Annotated in this window: 23 protein-coding genes and 1 tRNA gene; 12 read left to right on the plus strand and 12 right to left on the minus strand. The window is 63.1% G+C overall.

The window, feature by feature from the left end:
• Positions 1 to 64: 64 nt before the first annotated feature.
• From CHB88_RS09105 to CHB88_RS09115, 3 genes are all read right to left on the minus strand, one after another.
• Positions 65 to 1,669 (minus strand): GGDEF domain-containing protein, encoded by a 1,605-nt coding sequence (locus tag CHB88_RS09105; RefSeq protein WP_089399008.1) that lies wholly within the window; start codon positions 1,667 to 1,669, stop codon positions 65 to 67.
• Between the two features lie 131 nt (positions 1,670 to 1,800).
• Positions 1,801 to 2,445 (minus strand): response regulator, encoded by a 645-nt coding sequence (locus CHB88_RS09110; RefSeq protein WP_089399009.1) that lies wholly within the window; start codon positions 2,443 to 2,445, stop codon positions 1,801 to 1,803.
• 13 nt (positions 2,446 to 2,458) lie between these two features.
• Complete coding sequence (locus CHB88_RS09115; RefSeq protein WP_245844859.1) at positions 2,459 to 3,997, minus strand: PAS domain-containing sensor histidine kinase; 1,539 nt, start codon at positions 3,995 to 3,997, stop codon at positions 2,459 to 2,461.
• A gap of 664 nt (positions 3,998 to 4,661) precedes the next feature.
• On the opposite strand from CHB88_RS09115, the gene CHB88_RS09120 reads away from it, so the two are divergent.
• Positions 4,662 to 4,738, plus strand: a tRNA-Arg gene (locus CHB88_RS09120).
• 120 nt (positions 4,739 to 4,858) lie between these two features.
• Here CHB88_RS09120 and CHB88_RS09125 read toward each other — a convergent pair.
• On the minus strand, positions 4,859 to 5,572 hold the full coding sequence (locus CHB88_RS09125; RefSeq protein WP_176442389.1) for a methyltransferase domain-containing protein: 714 nt from the start codon (positions 5,570 to 5,572) through the stop codon (positions 4,859 to 4,861).
• 264 nt (positions 5,573 to 5,836) lie between these two features.
• Here CHB88_RS09125 and CHB88_RS09130 point away from each other — a divergent pair, with 264 nt between their 5' ends.
• Positions 5,837 to 6,112, plus strand: a complete 276-nt coding sequence (locus CHB88_RS09130; protein WP_089399011.1) for an HU family DNA-binding protein — start codon at positions 5,837 to 5,839, stop codon at positions 6,110 to 6,112.
• Between the two features lie 130 nt (positions 6,113 to 6,242).
• Here CHB88_RS09130 and CHB88_RS09135 read toward each other — a convergent pair whose 3' ends face one another.
• Both CHB88_RS09135 and CHB88_RS09140 read right to left on the minus strand, forming a co-directional pair.
• A complete protein-coding gene (locus tag CHB88_RS09135; protein WP_089399012.1) occupies positions 6,243 to 7,313 on the minus strand; it encodes a flavodoxin family protein in 1,071 nt (356 codons plus the stop codon).
• A 162-nt stretch (positions 7,314 to 7,475) separates the two neighbouring features.
• Positions 7,476 to 7,751, minus strand: coding sequence for a hypothetical protein (locus CHB88_RS09140; RefSeq protein ID WP_089399013.1), 276 nt, complete (start codon positions 7,749 to 7,751; stop codon positions 7,476 to 7,478).
• 142 nt (positions 7,752 to 7,893) lie between these two features.
• Between CHB88_RS09140 and CHB88_RS09145 the strand changes: the two genes are divergently transcribed.
• Positions 7,894 to 8,451 (plus strand): hypothetical protein, encoded by a 558-nt coding sequence (locus CHB88_RS09145; protein ID WP_089399014.1) that lies wholly within the window; start codon positions 7,894 to 7,896, stop codon positions 8,449 to 8,451.
• A 255-nt stretch (positions 8,452 to 8,706) separates the two neighbouring features.
• Here CHB88_RS09145 and CHB88_RS09150 read toward each other — a convergent pair whose 3' ends face one another.
• A complete protein-coding gene (locus tag CHB88_RS09150) occupies positions 8,707 to 10,443 on the minus strand; it encodes a RecQ family ATP-dependent DNA helicase (protein ID WP_089399157.1) in 1,737 nt (578 codons plus the stop codon).
• Positions 10,444 to 10,719: 276 nt separating this feature from the next.
• On the opposite strand from CHB88_RS09150, the gene CHB88_RS09155 reads away from it, so the two are divergent.
• Positions 10,720 to 10,923: a cold-shock protein gene (locus CHB88_RS09155; protein ID WP_089399015.1), complete on the plus strand. Its 204-nt coding sequence runs from the start codon at positions 10,720 to 10,722 to the stop codon at positions 10,921 to 10,923.
• 97 nt (positions 10,924 to 11,020) lie between these two features.
• Here the strand turns inward: CHB88_RS09155 and CHB88_RS09160 are convergent, their stop codons facing one another.
• Positions 11,021 to 12,685 (minus strand): L-lactate permease, encoded by a 1,665-nt coding sequence (locus CHB88_RS09160; RefSeq protein ID WP_089399016.1) that lies wholly within the window; start codon positions 12,683 to 12,685, stop codon positions 11,021 to 11,023.
• Between the two features lie 292 nt (positions 12,686 to 12,977).
• Entirely contained in the window at positions 12,978 to 13,883 is a 906-nt protein-coding gene (locus CHB88_RS09165) for a LysR family transcriptional regulator (RefSeq protein WP_089399017.1), read from the minus strand.
• Positions 13,884 to 14,006: 123 nt separating this feature from the next.
• Here CHB88_RS09165 and CHB88_RS09170 point away from each other — a divergent pair, with 123 nt between their 5' ends.
• Together CHB88_RS09170 and CHB88_RS09175 are read left to right on the plus strand one after the other, a co-directional pair.
• Positions 14,007 to 14,687 carry a haloacid dehalogenase type II gene (locus CHB88_RS09170; RefSeq protein ID WP_089399018.1) on the plus strand — a complete coding sequence of 227 codons (681 nt, stop codon included), beginning with the start codon at positions 14,007 to 14,009 and terminating at the stop codon, positions 14,685 to 14,687.
• Between the two features lie 15 nt (positions 14,688 to 14,702).
• A complete protein-coding gene (locus CHB88_RS09175; RefSeq protein WP_089399019.1) occupies positions 14,703 to 15,464 on the plus strand; it encodes a sulfite exporter TauE/SafE family protein in 762 nt (253 codons plus the stop codon).
• 96 nt (positions 15,465 to 15,560) lie between these two features.
• Here CHB88_RS09175 and CHB88_RS09180 read toward each other — a convergent pair whose 3' ends face one another.
• Positions 15,561 to 15,959, minus strand: coding sequence for a thioredoxin family protein (locus CHB88_RS09180; protein ID WP_342745499.1), 399 nt, complete (start codon positions 15,957 to 15,959; stop codon positions 15,561 to 15,563).
• Between the two features lie 151 nt (positions 15,960 to 16,110).
• On the opposite strand from CHB88_RS09180, the gene tsaB reads away from it, so the two are divergent.
• From tsaB to CHB88_RS09200, 4 genes are read left to right on the plus strand one after another with little or no spacing between them, the layout of a single operon-like run.
• Positions 16,111 to 16,800, plus strand: a complete 690-nt coding sequence (tsaB, locus tag CHB88_RS09185) for a tRNA (adenosine(37)-N6)-threonylcarbamoyltransferase complex dimerization subunit type 1 TsaB (RefSeq protein ID WP_089399021.1) — start codon at positions 16,111 to 16,113, stop codon at positions 16,798 to 16,800.
• Between the two features lie 53 nt (positions 16,801 to 16,853).
• Positions 16,854 to 17,282 (plus strand): ribosomal protein S18-alanine N-acetyltransferase, encoded by a 429-nt coding sequence (gene rimI, locus CHB88_RS09190; RefSeq protein WP_089399158.1) that lies wholly within the window; start codon positions 16,854 to 16,856, stop codon positions 17,280 to 17,282.
• Positions 17,279 to 18,055: a uracil-DNA glycosylase gene (locus tag CHB88_RS09195; protein WP_089399022.1), complete on the plus strand. Its 777-nt coding sequence runs from the start codon at positions 17,279 to 17,281 to the stop codon at positions 18,053 to 18,055. Before rimI ends, CHB88_RS09195 begins: the two co-directional genes overlap by 4 nt.
• Complete coding sequence (locus CHB88_RS09200; protein ID WP_089399023.1) at positions 18,039 to 19,013, plus strand: DUF1853 family protein; 975 nt, start codon at positions 18,039 to 18,041, stop codon at positions 19,011 to 19,013. The genes CHB88_RS09195 and CHB88_RS09200 overlap by 17 nt, the downstream gene beginning before the upstream one ends.
• Before the next feature lie 21 nt (positions 19,014 to 19,034).
• Here CHB88_RS09200 and lplT read toward each other — a convergent pair whose 3' ends face one another.
• Complete coding sequence (gene lplT, locus CHB88_RS09205; RefSeq protein WP_089399024.1) at positions 19,035 to 20,297, minus strand: lysophospholipid transporter LplT; 1,263 nt, start codon at positions 20,295 to 20,297, stop codon at positions 19,035 to 19,037.
• Between the two features lie 157 nt (positions 20,298 to 20,454).
• Between lplT and alr the strand changes: the two genes are divergently transcribed.
• Positions 20,455 to 21,546, plus strand: coding sequence for an alanine racemase (alr, locus tag CHB88_RS09210; protein WP_089399025.1), 1,092 nt, complete (start codon positions 20,455 to 20,457; stop codon positions 21,544 to 21,546).
• 70 nt (positions 21,547 to 21,616) lie between these two features.
• Entirely contained in the window at positions 21,617 to 22,987 is a 1,371-nt protein-coding gene (radA, locus tag CHB88_RS09215; RefSeq protein ID WP_089399026.1) for a DNA repair protein RadA, read from the plus strand.
• Here radA and hpnE read toward each other — a convergent pair.
• Positions 22,984 to 24,312: a hydroxysqualene dehydroxylase HpnE gene (gene hpnE / locus CHB88_RS09220; protein WP_245844860.1), complete on the minus strand. Its 1,329-nt coding sequence runs from the start codon at positions 24,310 to 24,312 to the stop codon at positions 22,984 to 22,986. The genes radA and hpnE overlap by 4 nt on opposite strands.
• Positions 24,313 to 24,315 lie beyond the last annotated feature (3 nt).

A 24,315-nucleotide genomic window follows, 5' to 3' on the forward strand; every position in this document is an offset into this window, starting at 1 on the left:
TCCTTCATGAAAAAAGCGAGGCGCCAGGCCTCGCTTCTCATCCTGCAAGCCCGTTCATGGGCGATCAATCGGCAATGACCACCCGGTTCTTGCCCGCCTTCTTCGCCTTGTAAAGCGCCTTGTCCGCCCGGATGATCACGCTGCGCTGATCCTCATCCGCGCCGAGCATCGCCACGCCGGCGCTGAAGGTGATGAGCAGTCGTTCGTTGTTGTACATGAAGATGCGCTTGGTCAGCTCGCGCTGAACCCGGGTCACGGTCTGGGCGGCGGCATCCAGCGGCGTGTCGGGCAGCACGATCAAAAACTCTTCGCCGCCGAATCGCGCGATGACATCCATGGTGCGCAGCGTATCCTTGATCACCCGGACCAGGTGCACCAGCACCTGATCGCCAGCGCTATGGCCATGGGTATCGTTGAGGCGCTTGAAGTCGTCCAGGTCGAGCAGGGCGATGCACAGGGGTGCCTGCTTGCGCTGTGCCCGGGCCAGTTCGCGATCGAACACGTCGTCGAGTCCGCGCCGGTTGAGGCTGCCGGTGAGGGCGTCTTCCCGCACCAGTTCGCTCATTTCCTGCAGCTTGCTCTCGAGTTCGTGGATCCGGGTTTCCGCTTCATGCGCTTCCTGCCGCGCCGCCAGCATCTGGTCGCGCGAGCGCAGCGCTTCGGATTGTGCGTTGCGCGTCTCGCGCATCACATCGTCGAGGATGACGTTGAGCTCGGCGATGTCCTTGGCGGTGCTGATCTTCTGCGAATAGCGATCAATTTTTTCATGGTAATCGCCGGTGCTGGCGGCGACCTGGCCAAGTCGGTCGATGAAGGTCAGCATCATGTCCTTCATCTTGGCCTTGGTCTGGCTCAGGCTGTGCTTGAGCGCGCCCTGCTTGTAGATGACATCCTTCATGCTGCGGGTGGCTTCCAGCAGCGCGCCATGGCTGATCGGGCCGGACAGCAAATCCTGGATGCCGGCGACTTGTCCGCGCAGCCAGCTGTCGTCATCGATCAACTCGCCGATGTTCTCCAGCAGCAGGCGAAAGAGCTGCAGCAGCAGCTCATGCTGCTCCGCCCGGTCGCCGCTCTTGAGTTCGATGCGGAAGCAAAGCTGCTTCAGCCGGCCGCCCGCATCATTGAGCTCCGTTTCGGTGGCGGCCCGCTTGATGGTTTCGGCGAGGTTGTCGGCTTCGGCGACCAGCTCCGGCGAATCCTGGAGCAGCGAACCAATGGCCAGCGTCAGCGTGCGCGCGAGAAGGTCGCGCAGCATGCGCATCGATGCCGGCTCTGCTCCAAGGGCGGCGCTTCTTGCGCCGTCGATGACGATCGAGGGCGTCGAACTGGCCTGGACCGGGGCAATCACCGGCGCGGGACGCTTTTGCAGATGATCCTTCAGCAGCACGGCCATCTGGCTGGCATATTCTTCCCAATCCTGCTGCTCCAGGGCATTGGCGAGCCTGCTCCCGATCGCAGGCAGCGGCGCCGGCGCGGTTTTCAATCCCTGCGCCAGATCGGCGAGCAGCAGTTCCGTCTGGGAGACCTCCGGCACGCCGGCAATCTCTTCGTAGATGCGGCGGTATGCATCGGGCGTGGGAGCGATTCGCCGCGTCGCCAGACGGCGGAAAGCCTCCCGTGCGATTTCGGCCGGGCTGGCGGATTCGGGGCGGGGCGGCTTGTCTTCCATTGCGGTCGTGCTCCAGGCTGATGACGGTTTGCAGGGATGTTAAGACACACGGCATCCCGCCCATGAATGGATCAGGGCAGAAAACCCGCGCCAGTTTTCCTCTTCCGTGCCTGATGAGGGCGGCAAGCCGCCTATTCGACCAGGTTGTTCTTGATGGCGTAATGCGTCAGCTCGGCGTTGTGCCTGAGTTTCATTTTTTGCAGCAAGCGGGTGCGATACATGCTGATCGTCTTCACCGACAACGACAGCTCGGCGGCGATGTCGCTCACCGTTTTGCCGGAGGCGATCATGATCAGTGTCTGGAATTCGCGGTCGGAGAGCGTCTCGTGCGGCGGCACTTCCCGGTCTTCGCCGATCTGGTTCGCCAGTTCCTGCGCCAGCGCCGGGCTGATGTACTTGCGCCCGGAGGCCACCTGCCGGATCGCCTCCACCAGCTGGTCGGGAGCGCTCTGCTTGGTCAGGTAGCCGGAGGCGCCGGCCTTGAGCGAACGGATGGCGTACTGGTCTTCGCGGTGCATCGACAGCATCAGCACCGCGACCTTCGGCATTTCCTTCTTTACCTGCTTCAGCACCTCGATGCCGCTCTTGTCCGGCATCGATATGTCGAGCAGCATGACGTCGGCATCGGTCTTGCGCGCCAGTTTCACCGCATCCGCGCCGTTGTCGGCCTGGCCCGCCACCGCCATGTCGCGCGAGTCGGCGAGAATCTGCTTGAGGCCTTCGCGCACGATGGCATGGTCGTCGGCGATGATGATCTTGATGCTCTTTGCAGCCATAACTTCCTCTGGTTCAGCCCGCCCTGGCGGCGAGCGGAATGCGCAACGACACCATGCAGCCGCCTCCCGGGGCGCTGCCGACCGTGAGGCTGCCGCCGAGGGCGCTGGCGCGCTCGGCCATGCCGCGGATGCCGAACGACTTCGGCTTCAACCTGTCGGTGGTGGCGATGCCGCGGCCGTTGTCGCACACTTCTAGATGGACGCCGCGATTGGTGCGGGCGAGCTTGACCCTGACCTCGGAGGCCTGCGCATGCTTGCCGATGTTGGTCAGCGCTTCCTGGAAGATGCGGAACAGGGCAGTGGCTTGGTCGTTGTGCAATTCAATGTCTTTCTTGTTGCAGGTGAAGCTGCAGGGAATGCCCGCATGCTTTTCGAATTCCTTCGCCTGCCAGTCGATGGCGGCGACGATGCCGAAGTCGAGTATTCCCGGCCGCAGATCCACCGTGATGCGATGCACCGCCTCGATGGTGCGGTCGATGAGGGAATTGACGTAGCTTGCCTTTTCCGCCAGCTCGGCATCCTCCGGCGAGAGCCGCCGGGCCAGCAGCGTCATCGCCATCTTGATGGCGGTGAGATTGCCGCCGAGGTCGTCGTGGATTTCTCGGGCGATGCGGGTGCGCTCGTTCTCCTTCACCGTCTGGATGTGGGCCGACAGTTCCGCCAGCTGTGCCCGGGAGCGCTTGATTTCCGCTTCCTCGAGCTTGCTCTGCGTGATGTTGGTCATGATGCCTTCCCACTGGATTCCCTGGCCGGCGAGCGCGCGCGGCGTCGAGCGCAGGTTGATCCACTTGATGTCCTTCCATTTTTCGATCCAGAGCCGGCCTTCCCAGTTCCAGGCTTTCATGCCGGTCGCCGATGCCTGCATCGATTCGAGATAGGATGGCCTGTCTTCCGGCAGGATCAGTTCCAGGAACAGGCGGGAATTGGCGCGCAGGCGCTCGGCGCTGATGCCGAGCAGTGCTTCGCAGCCGTCGCTCAGATATGGAAAGCTCACGCTGCCGTCGTCACGCAGCAGGAACTGGTACACCAGGCCCGGCGTATGCGAGACCATGGCTTGGATGCGGGCTTCCGACAGCTGCAGCGCGCGCTCGGATTCCTGGCGGGCGCTGATGTCATTGCCGATGACGATGTAGACCGGCTTCTCTGCGGCGGCGCAGTAAGAGATGCGGTACTCAACCGGGTAGCAGCTGCCATCGCGGCGCACATGGACGGTATCGAATTGCAGGCTGCCGGACAGCCCGTCGGCAATCGCAGCAAGGCGGTGGTCGAGCTCCTCCAGCGAACAGTCGCGGTTCAGATCGGCCAGCGTCATGCCGCGCAGCTCGTCGTCGCGGAACTGCAGGTTGCGGCGACCGGCGTCGTTCACCTGCACCAGCCGCAGGCCATGAGGCTCAACGACGTAGATCTCGTTGAACGTGCCCTGCATGACGATAGGCAGCCACTCTGCTTGCATGATCTCTTGTCGGTTAGTGCCGCTGGCGGGGGCGTCGGTTCGCATCAAATCGCCGCGCGGGTCGACATCCGTCTGAATGGAATCGAGCACGGGCGGCATCAGGCCTCCGCGTGGCGAGGGAGGCGGACAGCAACGCCTTGCTTCACGCCCATTCCCGTTGCACGTTTCCGGTCGCCGGGAGGGTTCGTGGACGGGCGAATGCCGGGATCCGGACCAAATTGTCTGACAAGGGACTTGTGCACCCGGAATTCGTTCATCGACTCAACATCTCCGCTCGGTGGACACCGCCGCACCATTCAATGCGCCGTTTGCTGCATTCAACTGCCGAAGTACCCATCGGCTTGGACTGTCTGCAGGGGAGGCTTGAGCCCGACGGATTGAAGCGAAATTTATGCATGCATGACATTAGGCGATTAGAAAAAATGCAACAGGCGTATATGTTCTGGCAGAGATTTCGTAATCGTGAGCAACTTTTGCCAGTGACTCTACCATAAGGCCTTGAAATGTTGAGACAAAATTTTTCCGGAGTCCTCATGGTGAAACGTTCTGGTATGCCCTTTTGGCAGCTGGGAAATGACGGTACGAGTACGTATGAGTTGAGGAAAAATCAATGAAATTGCGATGCGCTTTGTCGCGGGAAGGGGCGTGAAGAGGTGTGAAGTGGTGTGGAAGAGGGCGTTGGGCTGGCGTTGCCCGGCTTGAATCAAGATTTTTGTTGCCGTGCTTACCAAGCGATTGAACCCGTGCTATACTTTTGTTCTTCGCGGCTGTAGCTCAGCTGGATAGAGTACTTGGCTACGAACCAAGGGGTCGTGGGTTCGATTCCTGCCAGCCGCGCCAGTTTTATCAAGGGATGGATCGCAAGATCCATCCCTTTTCTGGTTTACGGCGCGTGTTTTTTCAGGCAGCTCATGGCGAGTTCCCGCCCCCGCCCGCTCTCCCTTTCGGCAATTTCCCGAATTACCCTGCCGTTCCCGTGCCGGCTGCATCCTTGCTCGCTCTGGCAACCGATTTTTCGACCATCAGAAAAAAGTGCGCCTTGATGCCGAAGATCCGCTTGTGGCCCACGTCGTGGCGCGGTGTTCCGGGCAGCAGCGAGGCAAGGCGGTAAAGGGTCGCCGATCCGCAGGGTTCCAGCGTCCCCTCCGAGGCCCATGCGCCTTTGCCGAGCAGTTTCAGCATTCCCCGCCACACCGGCTTGGGCAGCCAGTGCAGCAAGGGCAGGCCGGTATCGAATTGGATGGGATGCCAGCGGTTGCCGCAAGTGATGAACAGGCCCTTGCGGGCGATGCGGGAAAGTTCGCTCAAGAGTTCATACTGGCGTTCGAAGCCGCCGACATGCTCGAGCACTTCGTCGCAGTAGATCCAGTCGAACTGCGCATCGGCGTAAGGCAGGCGAAGACTGCGAGCACCGGGGTCCTGCGCCGTTTGCCAGGGCAGGGCATAGGAGATGATGGTATTGCGCTGCCTGCCTTCCGCCGAGCCGATCAGGCGGTCGGCGCTGTCCGAGAACGGGCTGCGCTGCATGCAGATGCTGAGAATCCGATCCTGCTTCGCATTGCCGACGAAAGCGAAGAAAGCTTCGACCAGCTTGTTCCGCTGCGAGCGGAGCAGCCGTGAAACCGGTCCGCCGGCATGGTGCATTCTCAGTTGCGCATTGACGCCTGTTTTCAATTTTTCCTCCATTTTGCGACATGAGCTTCGCCCGGTACCGCATGATTATTTCGTTCAACGGAGATGGGCCATTTGTCTGCAAACAATCTTTCGTGTCCTGGGTCTGAGGTGCATCACGAGAGAGGAAAATCATTTGCGCCGCATTCATGCGCTGCGTTCCGCGGTGGAAACTGTTGCATGGAATCCATGTCGTTCCGATAAGGGCGATTCCTTGTTAAGAAGGCTAGTGCTAGAATCCGACTCTTTCCAACAAGAGGTTGATGCATGAACAAGACTGAACTGATCAACGCCATCGCTGCCGAATGCGATCTGTCCAAGGTTGCCGCCCAGCGCGCGCTGGATTCCTTCGTGAATAACGTCATCAAGGCTGTGGCCGCTGGCGATTCCGTGCAACTCGTTGGCTTCGGCACCTTCGCTTCCGGCGAGCGATCCGCCCGTACCGGCCGCAATCCGCGCACCGGTGAGGAAATCACGATTGCCGCTGCCAAGACGGTCAAGTTCTCCGCTGGCCAGTCTTTCAAAGACGCCATCAACAAGTAATCGCCCGGGCGAATCACTCGCCCGGCTTCTCATGGTGCGGTTCGGTCAGCCCTGTCTCGACAGCGTTGTCCGAACCGGAACCATTCTCCGCCCGTGCTGATGCCGGGCAGCCCTCCCAACACACCATCCCTTACTTCGGACGCGGATCCGTCAGCGTCATGTCCGGTCGGCTATGGCGGCCGGCGCGCAGTGCATTGGCCGTGATCACCACGGCGCGTGCCACGTTGCGGCACTCTTCCATCATCGCCTGATCGCGATCGAGGGTTTCGTGGCTCGTGGCGTACGGCTCGTAGTAGCCGATGTAGCGTTCCAGTTCCGACATATGGCCGGCCGGCACGAGCCCCATCCAGCCGAGCCAGTCCGACAGGCTGCGCCTGACGCTCTCGATCCCGGCGACGTCGCCATGCACCACCAGGCCATAGGCGCGCCCGGCGAGATGCTTGGGATAGTTCCAGCCCGCTTCTTCGATGGCCTTGGCCTTCTCCGCATTCTTGCCGGAGGTGCTCGTCGGATCGGGATTGCCGCCATCCGCGCACACCATCCGGTCTATCATCAACTTCAACACCGATGGCGCCTGGTACCAGTACACCGGCGTGGCGATGATCACGCCGTGGGCGCTGACCCATTTCTCGTAGATCTCGCCCATCCAGTCGTGGGTCTGATGCAGTCCGTGATTCGGATAGCAGCTGCAGGGCCAGTGGCAGAGCGGCATCGCGGTGGAGACGCAGCCCTTGCAGGGATGGATGCGGCGCTGATAGTCGGAGACCAGCAGGCTCAGATCGAGCATGTCGACATCCGCTTGCTCCGCCTCGACTGCTTCGCGCATGACCTGCGTCATGCGGTAGGTTTTGGACATCTCGCCCGGACAGGTGCCGTCGTTTCGCGCGGCGCCGCAAATCAGCAGAATGCGCGAACGCGTGGACGGGTTCTTCTGCACCTGTTCCGCCTGCAGCAGGCGGTCCCGGGTGGCTCGCCACTCCACCGAGAGGTCATAGTCGGGATCGGCGAAGCCCGCACCTGCCTTCGCTTTTACCGGCGCCTTGTGGCCATGAAGGTAGTTGTCCCAGGCGATCGTTTCGATCTGCGACAGGGCTTCTGCCGCCTGTTCGAATGCCGGGTCGCGAAACGAGTCAAGAAAGCGAAGTCGGAATTCATCCCGGTTCAGCTTGGGCGGCGCCTGTCCGGTACGCGGCTTGGTCATGGCAATCTCCTGATGGCTTCTATGATGCGGATATCGGGCAAGCCGGCATGTAGGCCGGCGCGATGCGGCCCGATGGGCAGCCGGGTCCGCCGGAATAAAAAAGGAGGCCTTGCGGCCCCCTCTACGATGAAGCGATGCGCGGCATGGCGCCGGGCCGGCTCCTTACTTCGCCGCGTTGGCCTTGGCGTCGGCCTTGTCCGCCTTGGCATCGGCGGATGCAGCAGCCTTGTCAGCTTTGGCTTCCGCCACTTTCTTTTCGGCCTTGGCCTTCTTCTTCTCAGCCTTGGCATCCGCCTTTGCGGCTTTCTTTTCTGCCTTGGCGTCGGCCTTGGCATCGGCGGCGGCGGCTTTGCTGTCGCTCGGCGCGGCGGTATGGGCAGCGGCAAGAGCGCCTGAAGAGAACAGGGCGGCGACAAGCAGGGCGAGCAGTTTGTTCATGGCTATCCTTTCTTCTTGAGTTTATTGGTCGGTGAAATTCATGCGTGCATCAGTCAAGGCTCGGCGCAGACAAGCGGAAGCGGTCGCGGGCACATCTGCCTGCGACCGGTCCGCTGAGTGGCAAGGCGGTCAAGCGCCTTACTTGGTCTGGCCGGAAGCCGAGCTGCCCGGCGTGGAAGCGCCGCCGGTGCTGCCCGTGGTGCCGGTCGAGCCTGCCGAGCCGGTGGAACCCGAGGCGGTCGTGCCCGTGCTGCCGGAAGTGCCGCCGGTCGTGCCGCTGGATGCGGAACCGGTGGTGCCTGCCGCGCCCGCCGAGCTGCCGGCGTCGCTGCTGCTGGCGGTGCCGCCCGGGCTGCCGGATGTCGTGCCGGTGCTTCCGGTGCTGCCGGTAGTGCTGCCGGCGCTGCCGGTCGAACCGGTGCTGCCCGCCGAGCCGGCGCCGCCCGACGCGCTGCTGTCGGGGCTGGCGCTGCTGGTGCTGCCGGTGCTGCCGCCCGGCGTGCTGCTGGCGCCGGCAGTCGACGGTGCGGTCGACGTGCTGCCGGCAGCGCCCGTGCTGCTGGACGACGAGGGGGCGCCGGTGCCGCCGGTGCTCGCGCTGTCGGCGTTGTCTTTTTTACCGCAGGCGCCAAGAGCCAGCGCTGCGACCAAGGTTGCAAGCAATGCAGAATATTTCATGGATGACCTCTTCAATGTCTGACTCAGTAAGAAATGACGGTGACGCAATGTCTGTTAGAAGATTCGTAACGAAGCAAAAAGTTTAATTAACGTTGTTGCAAATCAGCGCCCACCTTTGGAAAGGCAAGATGGGTGTCACGACGGCAAAACCGTTGCGGTGCCCTCCGGCATTGCTGTTGCCCGATTGACCACCTTTCCACTTGCTTTGACCCGACGAACGCGAGTGGTTTCATAAATTTTTTGCAATGCCAAGCGGAATTCCGGCGGCCTGTGTCAATTAATGCGCGGGACTGACATAGTCGCGCAGGAATTTCCTTTCGGTGCTGTCCGGAAAAATGATGGTTACCTGGTCGCCGGCGCAGCTCACAACCTGTCCCTCGCCGAATTTCGGCACGGTCACCAGGATGCCCGGCTCGAGCGATATGTCGCGTTCCTCCGGCACCGACTCGACAGGGGCCGGCGCCGCCACGTCGGTCAGCTGTTGCTCCGGCGGATGCAGGCAATTGTCGCAACCGCCGCATTGCTCCCAGGGTGCTTCCTCGCCAAAGTATTCGAGCAGCACGCGCCAGCGGCAAAAGCCGGTATGCGCGTAGAACACCATTCTTTCCAGCGCCTCGCGGTCATGGTCTGCCTTCTTCTCGTAGGCGGCGACGATCTCGGCGAAGGCGCGCCGCGACCCCGGCGTTGCGGTCATCCGGAAATGCAGATTTTCATCCTGCACCAGGTTGCCGGCGTCCTGCAGCAAGCGGAGCGCCACCTGCAGCTTGCCCCCGGGCATCTCTTGCAGCAAGGTCCCGACCGTCTCGGCATCGACCGCGCTTTCCGCCGCCAGCCCCTTGATTGCTTCCAGTACCCGTTCCAGGTCGTCCACGCTGGGGTAATGCCGGGCGAGGAAGAATTGCTGCAGGCGCTTGTCCTTGTAGTGGTAGAGCAGGATGCAGTCAGCGGATTCGCCGTCGCGTCCCGCGCGGCCCGATTCCTGATAATAGGCTTCCAGATTGGCTGGAATGTGGTGATGCACGACGAAGCGTATGTCGCCCTTGTCGATGCCCATGCCGAAAGCATTGGTGGCCACCATGATGCGCACATCGCCGCGCATGAAGGCTTCCTGGTTGGCGCCCCGCTCCTTGGCGCCGAGCTGGCCGTGGTAGCAGGCGGCGCTTTCGCCGGCCGCCTCCAGCGCCGCATGGATCTCTTCGACCGACTTGATCGTGGCTCCATACACGATGCCCGACCCGCGCGAACTGCGGACAATGCCGAGGATCTCGCCCAGCTTCGCCTCTTCATCGCCGGTCTGAATTACCCGGTAATGTAAATTCTCCCGGTAGATGCCGGTGTTCACGATATTCAGCTCGGGCCGCTTCAACTGGCGGCCGATGTCCTCGATCACCGTGGCGGTCGCAGTCGCCGTCAGCGCCAGTACCACCGGATCGCCAAGGGCTTCGATGGCGGCGGCAAGGTGCAGGTAGGCTGGGCGGAAATCATGGCCCCATTGCGAGATGCAATGTGCTTCATCGATGACGAACAGGTCGACCTGATTGCGCTTCAAGGTTTCGATGAACGCCGGATCGGCCAGCCGCTCGGGCGTGGTGAACACGAAGTCGTGCTCGGCTGCCTCGATCTGCGCCAGCACTTCGGCTTCCCTGCGCACGCCAAGGGTGCTGTTGACCTCGGCAGCCGCGACGCCGGCTTCCTCCAGCTTCGATACCTGGTCGCGCATGAGCGAGATCAGGGGCGAGACCACCACCGTGGTGCCCGCCATGCGCAGGGACGGCAATTGATAGCACAGCGACTTGCCGGCGCCGGTCGGCATGATGGCCAGGGTATCGCTGCCGTTCAACACGCTCTCGATCACTTCGCGCTGTCCGGCGCGCAAGCTGCGGATGCCGAAGATCTCGTTCAGGGTCGCCTCGAGGGCGTGCGCTTCGACTTCATCGAGATTGGGAAAGATGGGTTTTTTCCCGCGGGCGGAGGGCCTGCGGCGCGTCGTTTCAGTCGGTGGCGATAAGGTCATTGCGGAGGAATGGCTCGTCAAAAACACCCGCGGATGCAGCATCCATGCCATGAATAAGGGATGGACAAAAATTTCCCTCCGAAAACAAATTTCATTGCCGTTTTTTTGGGCAAAAACCGGATCAAGAAAGTCACCACTTTCGCAAATACACAGTTATAATCAGACTCACCTATTGAAGTCTTAGCTGAGCAGTGCAGTATCGTCTGTCATTTCTTTCTTGCTTCAAAGGATCTACCCGGGCCTCAGGGCTCTCATTAACAGAAATAGGAAATGAAAATGGCAACAGGTATTGTCAAGTGGTTCAACGATGCTAAAGGTTTTGGCTTCATCACTCCGGACGAAGGCGGCGAAGACCTCTTCGCTCACTTCTCCGCAATCCAGTCCAGCGGCTTCAAGACCCTGAAAGAAGGCCAGCGCGTCAGCTTCGAAGTGACCACCGGCCCGAAAGGCAAGCAAGCTTCCAACATCCAGCCGCAGTAATATCGCGCTGAGTTGAAGCAAATAAAAACCCCGGCATGCCGGGGTTTTTGCTTTTACGGGCACTGCGACGCGCGCGGCCGCAGTGCCTTTCCGCCTCCTACTTCACCACCATGCTGGTGAACGGCGCCACATAGGCTTGCAGCGTCACCAGGATGCCGACCAGGCAGGCCAGCGCGATGGAGTGGAAGAACACGTAGCGCAGGATGTCGCCTTCATGGCCGTACCACTTGGTGGCGGTGGAAGCGACCACGATGGACTGGGCGTCGATCATCTTGCCCATCACGCCGCCCGAGGAATTGGCCGCCGCCATCAGCGTCGGGCTCAAGCCGATCTGTTCCGCCGATGTGCGCTGCAAGCCGCCGAACAGCACGTTCGAGGCGGTGTCCGAACCGGTCAGCGCCACGCCCAGCCAGCCAAGCAGCGTGCCGAAGAAGGGATAGAAGGCGCCGGTCTGGGCGAAGGCCAAGCCGAGCGTGGAATCGATGCCGGCGTAGCGGGTGGTGTAGCCCAGCGCCAGCATGGCGGCGATGGTCATCAACGAGAAACGCAGCAGCTTCAGGGTATCCCAGTACACCGCAAACATTTCGCGGATGCGGTAGCCCATGATCAGGGCGGAGATGACCGCCGCCACGAGAATGCCGGACCCTGTCGCCGACAGCCAGTTCAGATTGTAGACGGCCGCTTCCGGCGTCGGCTTGGGCGCCACCGGCGGCATCTTCTGCACCAGTCTGTGCAGCTCCGGCCATTCGAACTTGGGCATGGAGAGCGCATCGAGAAATTTCTTCCACTCGGGGATGCCCCACATCACCACCAGGATAGAGAGGATCAGCCAGGGCAGCCAGGCGCGCATCACTTCGCCGCGGCTGTATTGATGCACGGTGCTGCCGGCGCCGGCAGCTGCCGCCGCCGTCTGCCCGCCCTTGAACTTGCCTTCGGTGGACGTCCATACCTGGGCCGGCTGCCACATCTTGAGGAACAGCGTCAGGCAGGCCATGGAAATCATGGCGGCGCCGACGTCCACCAGCCAGGGACCATGGAAGTTCGAGATCAGGAACTGCGGAATGGCGAAAGCCACGCCGGCCACCAGGATGGCGGGCCAGATGTTGGCCATGCCGCGGAAGCCGCAGAAGGCCCAGATCAACCAGAACGGCACCAGGATCGAGAAGAATGGAAGCTGGCGACCGACCATGGACGATAGCGACATCACGTCGAGGCCGGTGACGCCCGCCAGCGCGATGATGGGCGTGCCGAGCGCGCCGTAGGCCACCGGCGCGGTATTGGCGATGAGCGACAGGCCGGATGCCGCCAGCGGGGCGAAGCCGAGGCCGATCAGCATCGCGCCGGTGACCGCCACCGGCGTGCCGAAGCCGCCGGCGCCCTCGAAGAAGGCGCCATAGGAAAACGCGACCAGCAGCAGCTGCAGCCTTCGGTCGACGGTGATGCCGGTGATGCTGTCCTGCATGACCTTGAAGTAGCCTTTGCGCTCGGTCAGCTGGTACAGGAAGATGACGTTGAGAATGATCCAGCCGATGGGCAGAAGGCCGTTCGCCGCGCCCAGCAGGGCGGATGCGACGGCGGTGGACGCAGGCATGCTGTACCCGATGATGGCGACCGCCAGCGCCGACAGCAGGCCTAGCAGGGCGGCGATATGCGCCTTGATATGGAAGAAGGCCAGCGCCGCCAGCATCACGACGACCGGTATGCCCGCCATCAGCGTCGATAGCACGGCATTGTTGAGTGGATCATAGACTTGCGACCACATGAATGCTCCTTGAAGTTGGTTTTCTTATCCGGGCATTCATCGTGCGCACGCCGCCGCGCTGCTGGGCGGGCAAACCCTCAGGAATGCGAATTGCCGCAATGCGCATTCCTGAGCATCCGACGATGCTCCGGTCCGCCGTTATCAATAGCAGGCGAGGGTGTATATCGTCATGCGATTGCACAACAAATGTGCAATGCAAGCCTTTTCATCATCGCTCCCTTGCTTCCCATAACAAACCATCCGTCTTCATGCCTCAACGGCTGTGGGCTATCGTGGTCGAAGCAGGGTGTCTTCAATCCTTGCGCCAGTAATGCGGATCGGCATAGGCGGAGCGCAGGAAGTCGATGAAGACCCGGATGCGCAGCGGCAGATGGCGGCGCTGGGCGAAGACGGCGTAGATGTCGTTGCCCGGGGCGGCGAAGTCGTCGAGCACGGTGATGAGGCGGCCGGCCTCGATGGCGGCGCCGACTTCCCACATCGAGCGCCAGGCCAGGCCCTTGCCGGCGAGCGCCCATTCATGCAGCACGGCGCCGTCGTTGCAGACCATGTTGCCCGAGATTTTCAGGGTGACGTTCTTGCCGTTCTGGCGGAAGGTCCAGCCGGGCTGGCTGCCGGCGCTGCTGATGGCCAGGCAATTGTGCTTGGCGAGATCGTCGAGCGAGGCCGGCGTGCCATGGCGCCTGAGGTAGTCCGGGGACGCCACCACTACCCGCTTGTTGGTCGCCAGCTTGACGCCGACGAGGCTGGAGTCGGTCAAACTGGCAATGCGGATGGCGACGTCGATGCCTTCGCCGATCAGGTCGACAATGCGGTCGTTCAGGTTGAGCGTGACCGACAGGTCGCGGTGCTCGGCGAGAAAGGAGGGAATCAGCGGCGCCACGTGCTGGCGGCCGAAGCCGGCAGGAGCGGATACCAGCAGATGGCCGCGGGCGCGGGCACTGCGTTCCGCCACCGCCGCTTCGGCGCTCTCTAGGTCGGCCAGGATGCGCTGGCAGTCTTCAAGAAACGTCAGGCCTTCGTCGGTGAGGGCGATGCGGCGCGTGCTCCGCTGCAGCAGCTTGATGCCCAGCCGTTCTTCCAGCGCGTCAAGGCGGCGGCCAATGACGGCGGGGGCAATGCCTTCGGCGCGGGCCGCGGCGGTGAGGCTGCTCTTGGCGGCGACATCGACGAAGGTGGAGATCTGCTTGAAATGGTCCATGCCGGAAACATAGAGGATTTGTGACTTAATCGCAATAATCAAGTGATCAAAGCAGCGCTTAATGACGATTCGGTTTTGAATATACTTTCTGCATCATCCATTCGAGGCATTGCCACGTCCGTCATGACCCTGCAAGCCATCATCTTCGACGCCTACGGCACGCTGTTCGACGTCTACGCCATCGGCGCGCTGGCGGAAAAGCTTTTCCCCGGCAAAGGCGCGGCGTTGAGCGAGCTGTGGCGCGACAAGCAGATCGAGTACACCCGGCTGCGCACCTTGTGCAGCACCTACAAGCCGTTCTGGGAAGTGACGCAGGATGCGCTGGTGTTCAGCTGCCGCAAGTTGGGACTGGACATGGGACTGGAAGCGCAGAGCCAGCTGATGGGCGAGTACGCTAGGCTTCAGGCCTTTCCCGAGAACCTGGCCGTGCTGCAGCAGCTCAAGCAGGACGGGTTCAAGCTCGCGATCCTGTCCAACGGCAACCCGCAGATGCTGGAGGCGGCGGTGCAGGCCGCCGGCATGCAGGGCCTCTTCAGCCATGTGCTGTCGGTGGATGCAGTGAAGAAATACAAGACGGCGCCCGAGGCTTATCAGCTCGGCCCGGACGTCTTCGGTCTGTCGGCGAAGCACATCCTTTTTGTCTCCAGCAATTGCTGGGATGTGTGCGGCGCCTCCTGGTTCGGTTACACCACTTTCTGGGTCAACCGCGCCGGTGCGCCGCTGGAGGAACTCGGCGTACTGCCGGATGCCAGCGGCCGCGACATGAACGACCTGCTCAGCCACGTCAGACAACTCAAGACATAAGAAAGCGATCCAAGCATGGAAATCTGGCAAATTCTTCTGGTCGGCGTGGCCGCCTTCTGCGCCGGGGCGATGAACTCGGTTGCGGGCGGCGGCACCTTCTTTTCCTTTCCCGCGCTGCTCAGCGTAGGCGTGCCGCCGGTCATCGCCAATGCCAGCAATTCAGTGGCGCTGTGGCCGGCCAGCATTTCGGGTGCCTGGGCTTACCGAACCGAGCTGGCGCGCTACCGGCGCTATCTGGTGCCGATGGGCATTGCTTCCTTCGCCGGCGGCGTGGCCGGCGGGCTGATCCTGCTCTCCACCAAGGACGCCACTTTTTCCAAGCTGATCCCGTGGCTGCTGCTTTTCGCGACGCTGCTGTTCGCGTTCTCAGGCAGGATCTCGGCCTTTCTTCGCAACGGCAAGCATGAAGCCAAGCCCGGAAACAGTCCGGCGTCGTTGCTGGGGCAGATCGTGGTGTCGATTTACGGCGGCTTCTTCGGCGCCGGCATGGGCATCCTGATGCTCGCCAGCCTGGCGATGGCCGGCCATGACGACGTGCACGAGATCAACGCCATCAAGAACCTGCTCTCGGCCATCATCTACAGCGTCACCGTCATCACTTTCGTCATCGCCGGCGCGGTCGACTGGCCGTATACCGTCGTCATGCTGATCACCGCCACCCTGGGCGGCTACTGGGGCGCGACGGTGGCGCGAAAGATTCCGGCGGTGTGGCTGCGGCGCTTCATCATCGCCGTCGGCTTCCTGCTGACGATCTTCTATTTTTACAAGACGCTCTAAAGGCGCGGCGCCACGCCGGCTGCCTGAGCGAAGCCATTGCGCCGGCAAAAAAGCGAACGACGAAGGCGCCAGCCGAAGCGGCCGAGTTCTTGCGAATCAGGCCAGATCGTTCAAGCGCGTGAGCAGATTGACCTCGGGATCAAGCGTACTCGCGGCCCGGGCCAGTTCCGCCGCCGACATGGCCAGCTGCGCATCGATCAGGCGCTGTGCCAGCTTGTGGTCCGGCAGGACGGTGCCGTAGAAGCTGACCTGGTCGCCTTGCTGGATCAGCAGCGTGGGGAAATTTTCGACGTCGAAGTCCCCCACCACGTCCGCCTCGTCCTCGATGTCGATCCAGACGAAATGCCTGCCGGGATGCTGCGCCGCCAAGGCATCGAAGCCGGTGCGGTAAGCGCGGCAGGTGTCGCACCAGGCCGCGCACAGGCAGGCAACCACCCAATCGCCTTGCGTCAGCCATTCGCTGAGTTGGTGACGGGAAGCCGGAGTAAGGGTCATGCTGGACATGGCGGGCAGTGAAAGCGGGAAAGACCGGCGTTCATTGTAAAGGATGCCCGGGCGCCTTGCCGAGCCGGTGCGGGCAGGAAATGCGCAGGCATACCGCGCCGGAGTGCGGTATGCCTGCGGATGGAACGGTAAAATAGCATCCATGCCTATCCTACTTGCCATCGAAACGTCCACCGAAGAAGCCTCCGTCGCCCTGCTGCATGACGGCAGATTGACCAGCCGTCAAACCAGCGGCGTGCAGACGCATTCCCAAACCGTGCTGCCGATGGCGCAGCAACTGCTGGCCGAGAGCGGTCTGGCATTGTCGCGCTGCGATGCCATCGCCTTCGGCGCCGGACCCGGTTCATTCACCGGCGTGCGTACCGCCTGCGGCGTGGCGCAAGGCCTCGCCTTCGGCGCCGACCTGCCGGTGGTCCCGGTGGTGACCTTGCTGGCCATGGCCCAGGCCTGCCGTGAACAGACCGGCGCCGACGATGTGCTGGCGGTGCTCGACGCCCGCATGGAAGAAGTCTACTGGGCGCAGTACCGTTTCGACGGCACCTGGCAAGTCGTGACGGAACCGGCACTGACTGCTGCCTCGGCGGTGCGGGCACAGGGCGCTCCAACGGCTTGCGGCAACGGCTTGAACGCCTATGCCGCTGCCTTCGGCGACGCCGGCTTCAATGCCGGAGCCCGGCCGGACATCATGCCGCATGCGGCGTCGGTGGCCATGCTGGCTGCAATCGATTTCGCCGCCGGCCGGATCGTCACCGCGGCCGAGGCCCAGCCGCTCTACCTGCGCAACAAGGTCGCCCTCACCACCGAGGAAAGAATGGCGAAGGTGGCATCGTGAGCGCGGCGCCGCAGTCCGAATTCCGTCCCGATGACGTGTACATCTTCGATCGCATGCAGGTGGACGACATCGACGAAGTGATGCGGATCGAACTCGCCGCTTATCCCCATCCGTGGACCAAGGGCAATTTCCTCGATTCGCTCTATTCCGGTTACGAAGCCTGGGTGCTGCGCCATGGAACGACGCGGCTGGCCGGATATTTCCTGGTCATGCTGGCGGTGGACGAGGTCCACCTGCTCAACATCACCGTGCGCCCCGAACTGCAGGGCAGGGGACTGGGCAAGCTCCAGCTCGACCGGGTGGCGGCGCTGGCGCGGGAGCGGGGCATGGGGTCGGTGCTGCTGGAAGTGCGGCCGTCGAACCTGCGCGCGCTGGCGGTATACGAGCGCTACGGCTTTTCCCGTATCGGTTTGCGCAAGGGATATTACCCGGCGGCGGGCAACCGCCGCGAGGATGCGATCGTGATGAGGCTGCCCTTATGACATCTTCCCAGGACAGGCGCGCCCGGCTGGCGGCGGAAATGGGCCTCGGCCCCCTCTGGACGCGGCGCGACGACGTCAGCTTCCCCGGTGCGGGGGAGCCGGCGCCCGCGGCAGAACAATCCGCGCGGGCAACCGGTGAATTGCCAGGCATCGCGCTGGAAGCGCCGCCAAGCGCCGCGCCGGAGCAGGAAATCATGCGCATGGATTGGCCTCAGCTGGAGGAAGCGGTGGCCGGCTGCGTGCGCTGCGACTTGTGCCGAAGCCGTACCCGGACGGTGTTCGGCGTCGGCGACATCCACGCCAAGTGGCTCTTCGTCGGCGAAGGACCGGGCCGCAACGAGGATCAGCGCGGCGAGCCTTTCGTCGGACAGGCCGGCAAGCTGCTCGACAACATGCTGCTGGCGATGGATCTGCGCCGCGGCGAGAATGCCTACATCGCCAATATCGTCAAATGCCGGCCCACAGATGCCAATGGACGCGACCGGCCGCCCGACGCGGCCGAGACGGCCGCCTGCCTGCCCTACCTCGAGCGGCAGATTGAGCTGATCAAGCCATCGGTCATCGTTGCCCTCGGCAAGACTGCGGCGCTGGCGCTGCTGCAGCTCGGCGCCGACACGCCGGTTTCCAAGCTGCGCGGCAGCGTGCACCGCTATCGCGACCTGCCTCTGGTCGTGACTTACCATCCCGCCTATCTGCTCAGGAACATGGCGGACAAGAAAAAGGTCTGGGCCGACCTCTGCCTCGCCATGTCGACCTATGCCAGCCGCGAATAGCGAAAGCTTCCAGAGCCGGTTCCACCGCCGCTGGGGCCGCTTGCGCCATGCCGATGTGCGTGCCCTGGCCTGGCTGCTGGATTCGCCCGGCTTGCTCGACGCCGATGCGGTTGCGTGGCAGGGCCGGGTGGCCACCCTCGGGGAGGTGGATGATGCTGCCGCCGCCTGGCTGGCACAGCTCGACCAGGCGCCCGAGGCGCTTGAGGCGTGGCTGGACGTGCAGCGCTTCACCCGCCTCGGCCGTTACGCCGAAAAGCTGATGGCGTTCTACTTTCGCCATCGCGGCGTGCTGGTGGCGCACGGAACGCAGGTGCGCACCGAAACCGGCGCCACCATCGGCGAACTCGATTTCCTCATCCGCGATGCCGGCGGGCGCTTGCTGCACTGGGAATTCGCCACCAAGCTCTACCTGCTGCAGGACGAGGGGAATGCCGTCCATGCCGACAGCTTCGTCGGCCCCAACCTCGCCGACAGCCTTGGCGCCAAGATGCGCAAGATCATGGAGCGGCAGCTCGCGCTGGCCCGCCATCCTTCCGCTCAGCCTTATCTGCCCGGCAGTGTGGAAGCCTCGCAGGCGCTGGTGAAGGGGTGGCTGTTCTACCGGCACCGAACGCCGCCGCCCGGTAATCTCGGCATTTCGCCGCCGCACTGTCGCGGCTTCTGGTGCGAAGCGGCTGAACTGGAAGCAGATGGGCAAGCGCGCTACCTGATGCTGCCGCGCCTGCGCTGGCTGGCGCCGGCCCGGGCGACGCCGGAGGCCTGCATGGGAATTCAAGCCCTGCAAGAGGCGCTGCGAGCGCATTTCGAGACGATGCACACCCCCGTGCTGGTGGCGAAGATGGGCGAAGGCGATGACCCTGAAAACGCGCTGCTGGAAGTTGACCGCGGCTTCATCGTCCCCGATGGCTGGCGCGACCAGGCGGGCGAACGCGTCAGCCGCATGATCGCGGCAGGGTAAGGATTAAGCGCTTGTGTTGAATCAGTGCTTGTGTTCGCCGATCAGCGCGAGCGAATCATGCTGGCGCTGATTGTAGGCATGGCGCTTCATCGCCAGCAGCATGGTGCCTGAAACGAACATGCCAAACAGGATGATGACGATATTAATGTCCAGATTGAGCTTGACCATGAGCGCATACAGCACCAGCATGGTGAGCACCGACAGGTTCTCGTTGAAGTTCTGCACCGCGATCGAATGGCCGGCGCTCATCAGCACATGGCCGCGGTGCTGCAGCAGCGCATTCATCGGCACCACGAAATAGCCGGACAGCGCGCCCACCAGCACCAGCAGCGCGTAAGCCAGCCAGACGCTGTGCACCAGCGTCATCGTCATGACGATCAAACCCATGCCAATGCCCAGCGGCATCACGCTGAGCGACTTCCGCAAGGGCACGAAGCGGGCGGCGCCCATGGCCCCCAGCGCCACGCCGATGGCGAACACGCCCTGCAGGATCGCTGCCTGGTCGAGCGGCATGCGCAGGGATTTCTCTGCCCATTTCAGCACGATGAACTGCAGCGTCGCGCCGGCGCCCCAGAACAGCGTCGTGACCGCAAGGGATATCTGTCCCAGCTTGTCTTTCCAGAGCGTGCCGAAGCAACCGGAGAAATCGAGGATCAGCTTGATCGGGTTGCGTTCCTGGTGCGGATAGTGGGCCCCGGTGTCGGGAATCTTCAGGTTGAAAAGCGAGGCCACCACGTAGGTCCCCATGATCACCGAAAGCGCCGCCTCGCCGGCGGTATCGACGCCCAATTCGATAACCGGAAAATCGAAGTTGAGCAGCGTCATCGCCACCTTGGGATTGACGAGCGCGCCGCCCATGACCGTGCCGAGGATGATGGAGACCACCGTCAGCCCTTCGATCCAGCCATTGGCGGCGACCAGCTTTTCCGGCGGCAGCAGCTCGGTCAGAATGCCGTACTTGGCCGGCGAGTAGGCCGCCGCGCCGAAACCCACCACCGCGTAAGCCAGCAGCGGATGCACGTTGAAGAACATCAGGCTGCAGCCGGCGATCTTGATCAGATTGGTGATCAGCATGACGCGCCCCTTGGGCAGCGCATCGGCAAAGGCGCCGACGAAGGCGGCCAGCAGCACGTAGGACAGCACGAAGAAAAGCTTGAGCAGCGGCGTCATCCACGCCGGGGCGTTCATCTGTGTCAGAAGCGCAATTGCTGCGATGAGCAAGGCATTGTCGGCGAGCGATGAAAAAAACTGCGCCGCCATGATGGTGTAAAACCCGCGATTCATCCGCATGTGGTTGATAGCTTTGGAGCCTTGTATTGCCCAGCTTTATACCATGATTTGGTTATCCCTCAAGGCAAAACATGCTCTATGGAAGTGGCCTCCGGTAGAATGAAAGACCTCTTTGTTCGTGCTGCAATGCACATAAAACAATCGACAATCCATGTCCCGACCGCTTTTCGCTGAAATCGATCTTTCCGCCATGCGCCATAACCTCGAGGTCGCGCGCGCTCATGCGCCGCGTTCTCGCACGTGGTGCGTGGTCAAGGCCAATGCCTATGGCCACAGCCTGGTCCGGGCTTTGCGGGCCTTCGATCAGTCGGACGGCTTGGCGCTGATCGAGCCGGAAGCGGCGCAGCAATTGCGCGAGCTTGGCTGGGTTAAGCCCATCCTGCTGCTCGAAGGCTGTTTCGACATGGATGACGTCGTGCTGGCGCAAACCCGGAATATTCAGGTCGCGGTGCATTGCCGCGAACAGATCGAAATGATCGAGCGCAGTCCGCTCGCCGAGCCGCTCGACGTGCACCTCAAGATGAACAGCGGCATGAACCGGCTCGGTTTCGTGCCGGCGGAATACCGCCAGGCGCATGCTCGGTTGCAGGCTTGCGCCAAGGTGCGCAGCATCGCGCTGATGACGCATTTTGCCAATGCCGACGATCCTGCCAATCCCGGCATGCCGTTCGCGCACCAGCTGCGAAACTTCCTCGACGCCACCGATGGCCTGCCCGGCGCACGCAATCTTGCCAATTCAGCAGCGGATCTGCTGCATCCGCAGGCCTGCGCCGACTGGGTGCGGCCCGGCATCATGCTCTACGGCGGCACGCCCGGCATGCACAGCGCCGAGTACTTCGGCCTGCGACCGGCGATGACGCTGCGCAGCCAAATCATCTCAGTGCAAACGGTGGCGCCGGGCGGCGCCGTCGGCTACGGCAGCCGCTTTGTGGCGAAGGAGACCATGCGCATCGGCGTGGTTGCCTGCGGCTATGCGGACGGCTATCCGCGCCACGCGCCGGATGGCACGCCGGTGCTGGTGAACGGTGCGCGCACCGGCATCGTCGGCCGGGTGTCGATGGACATGCTGATGGTCGACCTCACCCGCCTGCCGGATGCCGGCATGGGCAGCGAGGTGGTGCTGTGGGGCGACGGACTCCCGATCGATGAAGTGGCCGCTGCCGCCGGAACCATCGGCTATGAGCTGATGTGCGCGCTCGCGCCGCGCGTCCGGGTTGTGGAAACCGGAAACGCCCCCATTTAACAAGCTTGCCGCCGGCGGATCGATGGCTGCCGGCGTTTCCCTTCCTGCTCTTTCTCGTCAGCGCGTACCCATGGCAAAGCAGAAAACCAATTACACCTGTACCGAATGTGGCGGCGTCTCCGCCAAGTGGGCCGGACAATGCCCGGCCTGCGGCCAATGGAACACGCTGGTCGAAACCGTGGTGGAAACCGCCGGCAACCGTTTCTCTTCCCAGCACCAGAGCCTGGCGCAAACTGCGCCCGTGCTGAGCCTGGCCGACATCGAAGCGATCGACGTGCCGCGCTTCGGCACCGGCATCGACGAGTTCGACCGGGTCCTGGGCGGCGGCCTGGTGCCGGGCGGCGTGGTGTTGATCGGCGGCGATCCCGGCATCGGCAAATCGACCTTGCTGCTGCAGGCGCTGGCCAATATGGCCAGGCTGAAAAAGGTGCTGTACGTGAGCGGCGAGGAGTCCGGCTCGCAGATTGCGCTGCGCGCCAAGCGCCTCGCGGTCGATGCCAAGGATTTGAAGCTGCAGGCCGAGATCCAGCTGGAAAAAATCCTGAATACCCTCGCCGAGCACAAGCCGGAGGTGGCGGTCGTGGACTCCATCCAGACCGTCTACTCCGATGCGCTGACCTCCGCGCCGGGATCGGTGGCCCAAGTGCGCGAGTGCGCGGCCCAGCTCACCCGCGTCGCAAAGCAGTCCGGCACCACCATCATCATGGTCGGCCACGTGACCAAGGAAGGCGCGCTCGCCGGTCCGCGCGTGCTGGAGCACATCGTCGATACCGTGCTCTATTTCGAAGGCGATACCCACTCCAGCTTCCGCCTGGTGCGGGCCTTCAAGAACCGCTTCGGCGCGGTGAACGAGCTCGGCGTGTTCGCGATGACGGAAAAGGGCTTGCGGGGCGTTTCCAATCCCTCGGCGCTGTTCCTGTCCCAGCATGACAACCCGGTGCCTGGTTCCTGCGTGATGGTAACGCAGGAAGGCACGCGGCCCCTGCTGGTGGAAATTCAGGCGCTGGTCGATACGTCCCACGTGCCGAATGCGCGCCGCCTTTCAGTTGGCCTGGAGCAGAACCGTCTGGCCATGCTGCTGGCGGTGCTGCATCGTCATGCATCCATCGCTGCCTTCGACCAGGACGTGTTCGTCAATGCCGTCGGCGGGGTCAAGATCACCGAGCCGGCAGCCGACCTGGCAGTGCTGCTGGCCATCAATTCCTCGATGCGCAACAAGCCGCTGCCGCGCGGCCTCGTGGTGTTCGGCGAAGTGGGCCTGACCGGCGAAATCCGTCCCGCGCCGCGCGGCCAGGAACGCTTGCGGGAAGCGGCGAAGCTCGGTTTTTCGCTGGCCGTGATCCCGAAGGCCAATGCGCCCAAGCAAAAGATAGAAGGCTTGAACATCATCGCGGTGGAACGCATCGACGAAGCGTTCTCGCGGCTGCGCGAGCAGGATTAAGGCGCTGTTTCCATCACGAGCCGCGCCGCCTGCAGGCCGCTGCGCACGGCCGATTCCAGCGTCGCCGGATAGTCGCTGGCGGTGTAGTCACCGGCCAGCGCCAACCGCGGCAGGCCGACGTCGTTATCCGGCCTGACCAGTCCGGGCGTGCAGGAAAACGTGGCGCGCTTTTCGGTAACAACCTGAATCTCCTGCGGCGCCGCGAGCGCCGGCATTTGCAGCGCCTCTGCCAGCTGCTGCGCCACCGCAGCGCCCAGGGCTTCTCGTCCCTGCGCAATCGCGTCGGACGAGGCGCTGATCACGACAGCCAGCCAGCCCGCATCCGCCGCATTCAACTGCCCGCGATCGAACACGAACTGGCCCCAGTCGCTGCGTTCCGCATCATCCGCCAGCGCGTAGAACGGTCGCGCTAGCCGCAGCGAAGCCGCATAGCGCAGATAGCAGGTGGTGATCGGTTCATGGCCCAGGTTTTCCAACAGGGATGTGTCGACATGGCCCCGTAGCAGTTCGGCGGACTGCAGCACCGGCGTCGCCAGAACCACCGCATCGTAGGCTTCGGCGACCTCCGCAGCCGAAGTGAACAGGTTCCAGCCGTGACGGCAAGTCTCGATAGCGTTGATCCGAACGCCCATGCGCACCTCGCCGCCGCGGCGTGTGACGACTTCCGCCGCCTTCGCAGGAAAAAGGGCGCTCAGGTCCACCCGCGGCAGCAGCATGTCGGATGCCTTGCGGCCGGCGCCGAGGCTGTCGCGCAGCACCGCCAGAAAAACATTGGCCGAGGCCCGGTCCGGCGGCGTGTTCAGCGCGGCAATGCAGAGCGGCCGCCACATCAGGCGGGTCAGGCGTTCGGTCTGGTCGAAGCGTTCGAGCAATTCAGCAACGCTGCAATCCTGATGCAGATGCCATCCCATCCAGCGGGCGGCGCTGGAAAAGCGCAGCAGCGACATCTTGTCTGCCCGCCTCAGGCCGGTAGCCCGCAGCAGTCCGATGACTACATGCAGCGGCGCCGGCAAGCGCGGTGCCTGCAGGTTCATGCCGTCGCAGCCGGTAGGGTAGGGCATCTGCAGCGGCAGGCGCAGCAGGACCTGATCGGGCGCAATCCCGACCCTGCGCATGACATCCAGCGTCCGTGCATAGGCGCCGAGCAGGATGTGCTGGCCGTTGTCCAGGATATAACCGTCGAAGGGCACGGCGCGCGCCCGGCCGCCTAGACTGCGTGCCGATTCAAAGAGGGTGACGCGCTGGCCGGCTTCGGCCAGCGCCACCGCCGCCGCGCAGCCGCTCCAGCCGGCGCCGACGACTGCCACCCGCAAGGGTGGGCTCACGCC

This window comes from Noviherbaspirillum humi (genome assembly GCF_900188095.1).
Lineage (GTDB): Bacteria > Pseudomonadota > Gammaproteobacteria > Burkholderiales > Burkholderiaceae_D > Noviherbaspirillum > Noviherbaspirillum humi.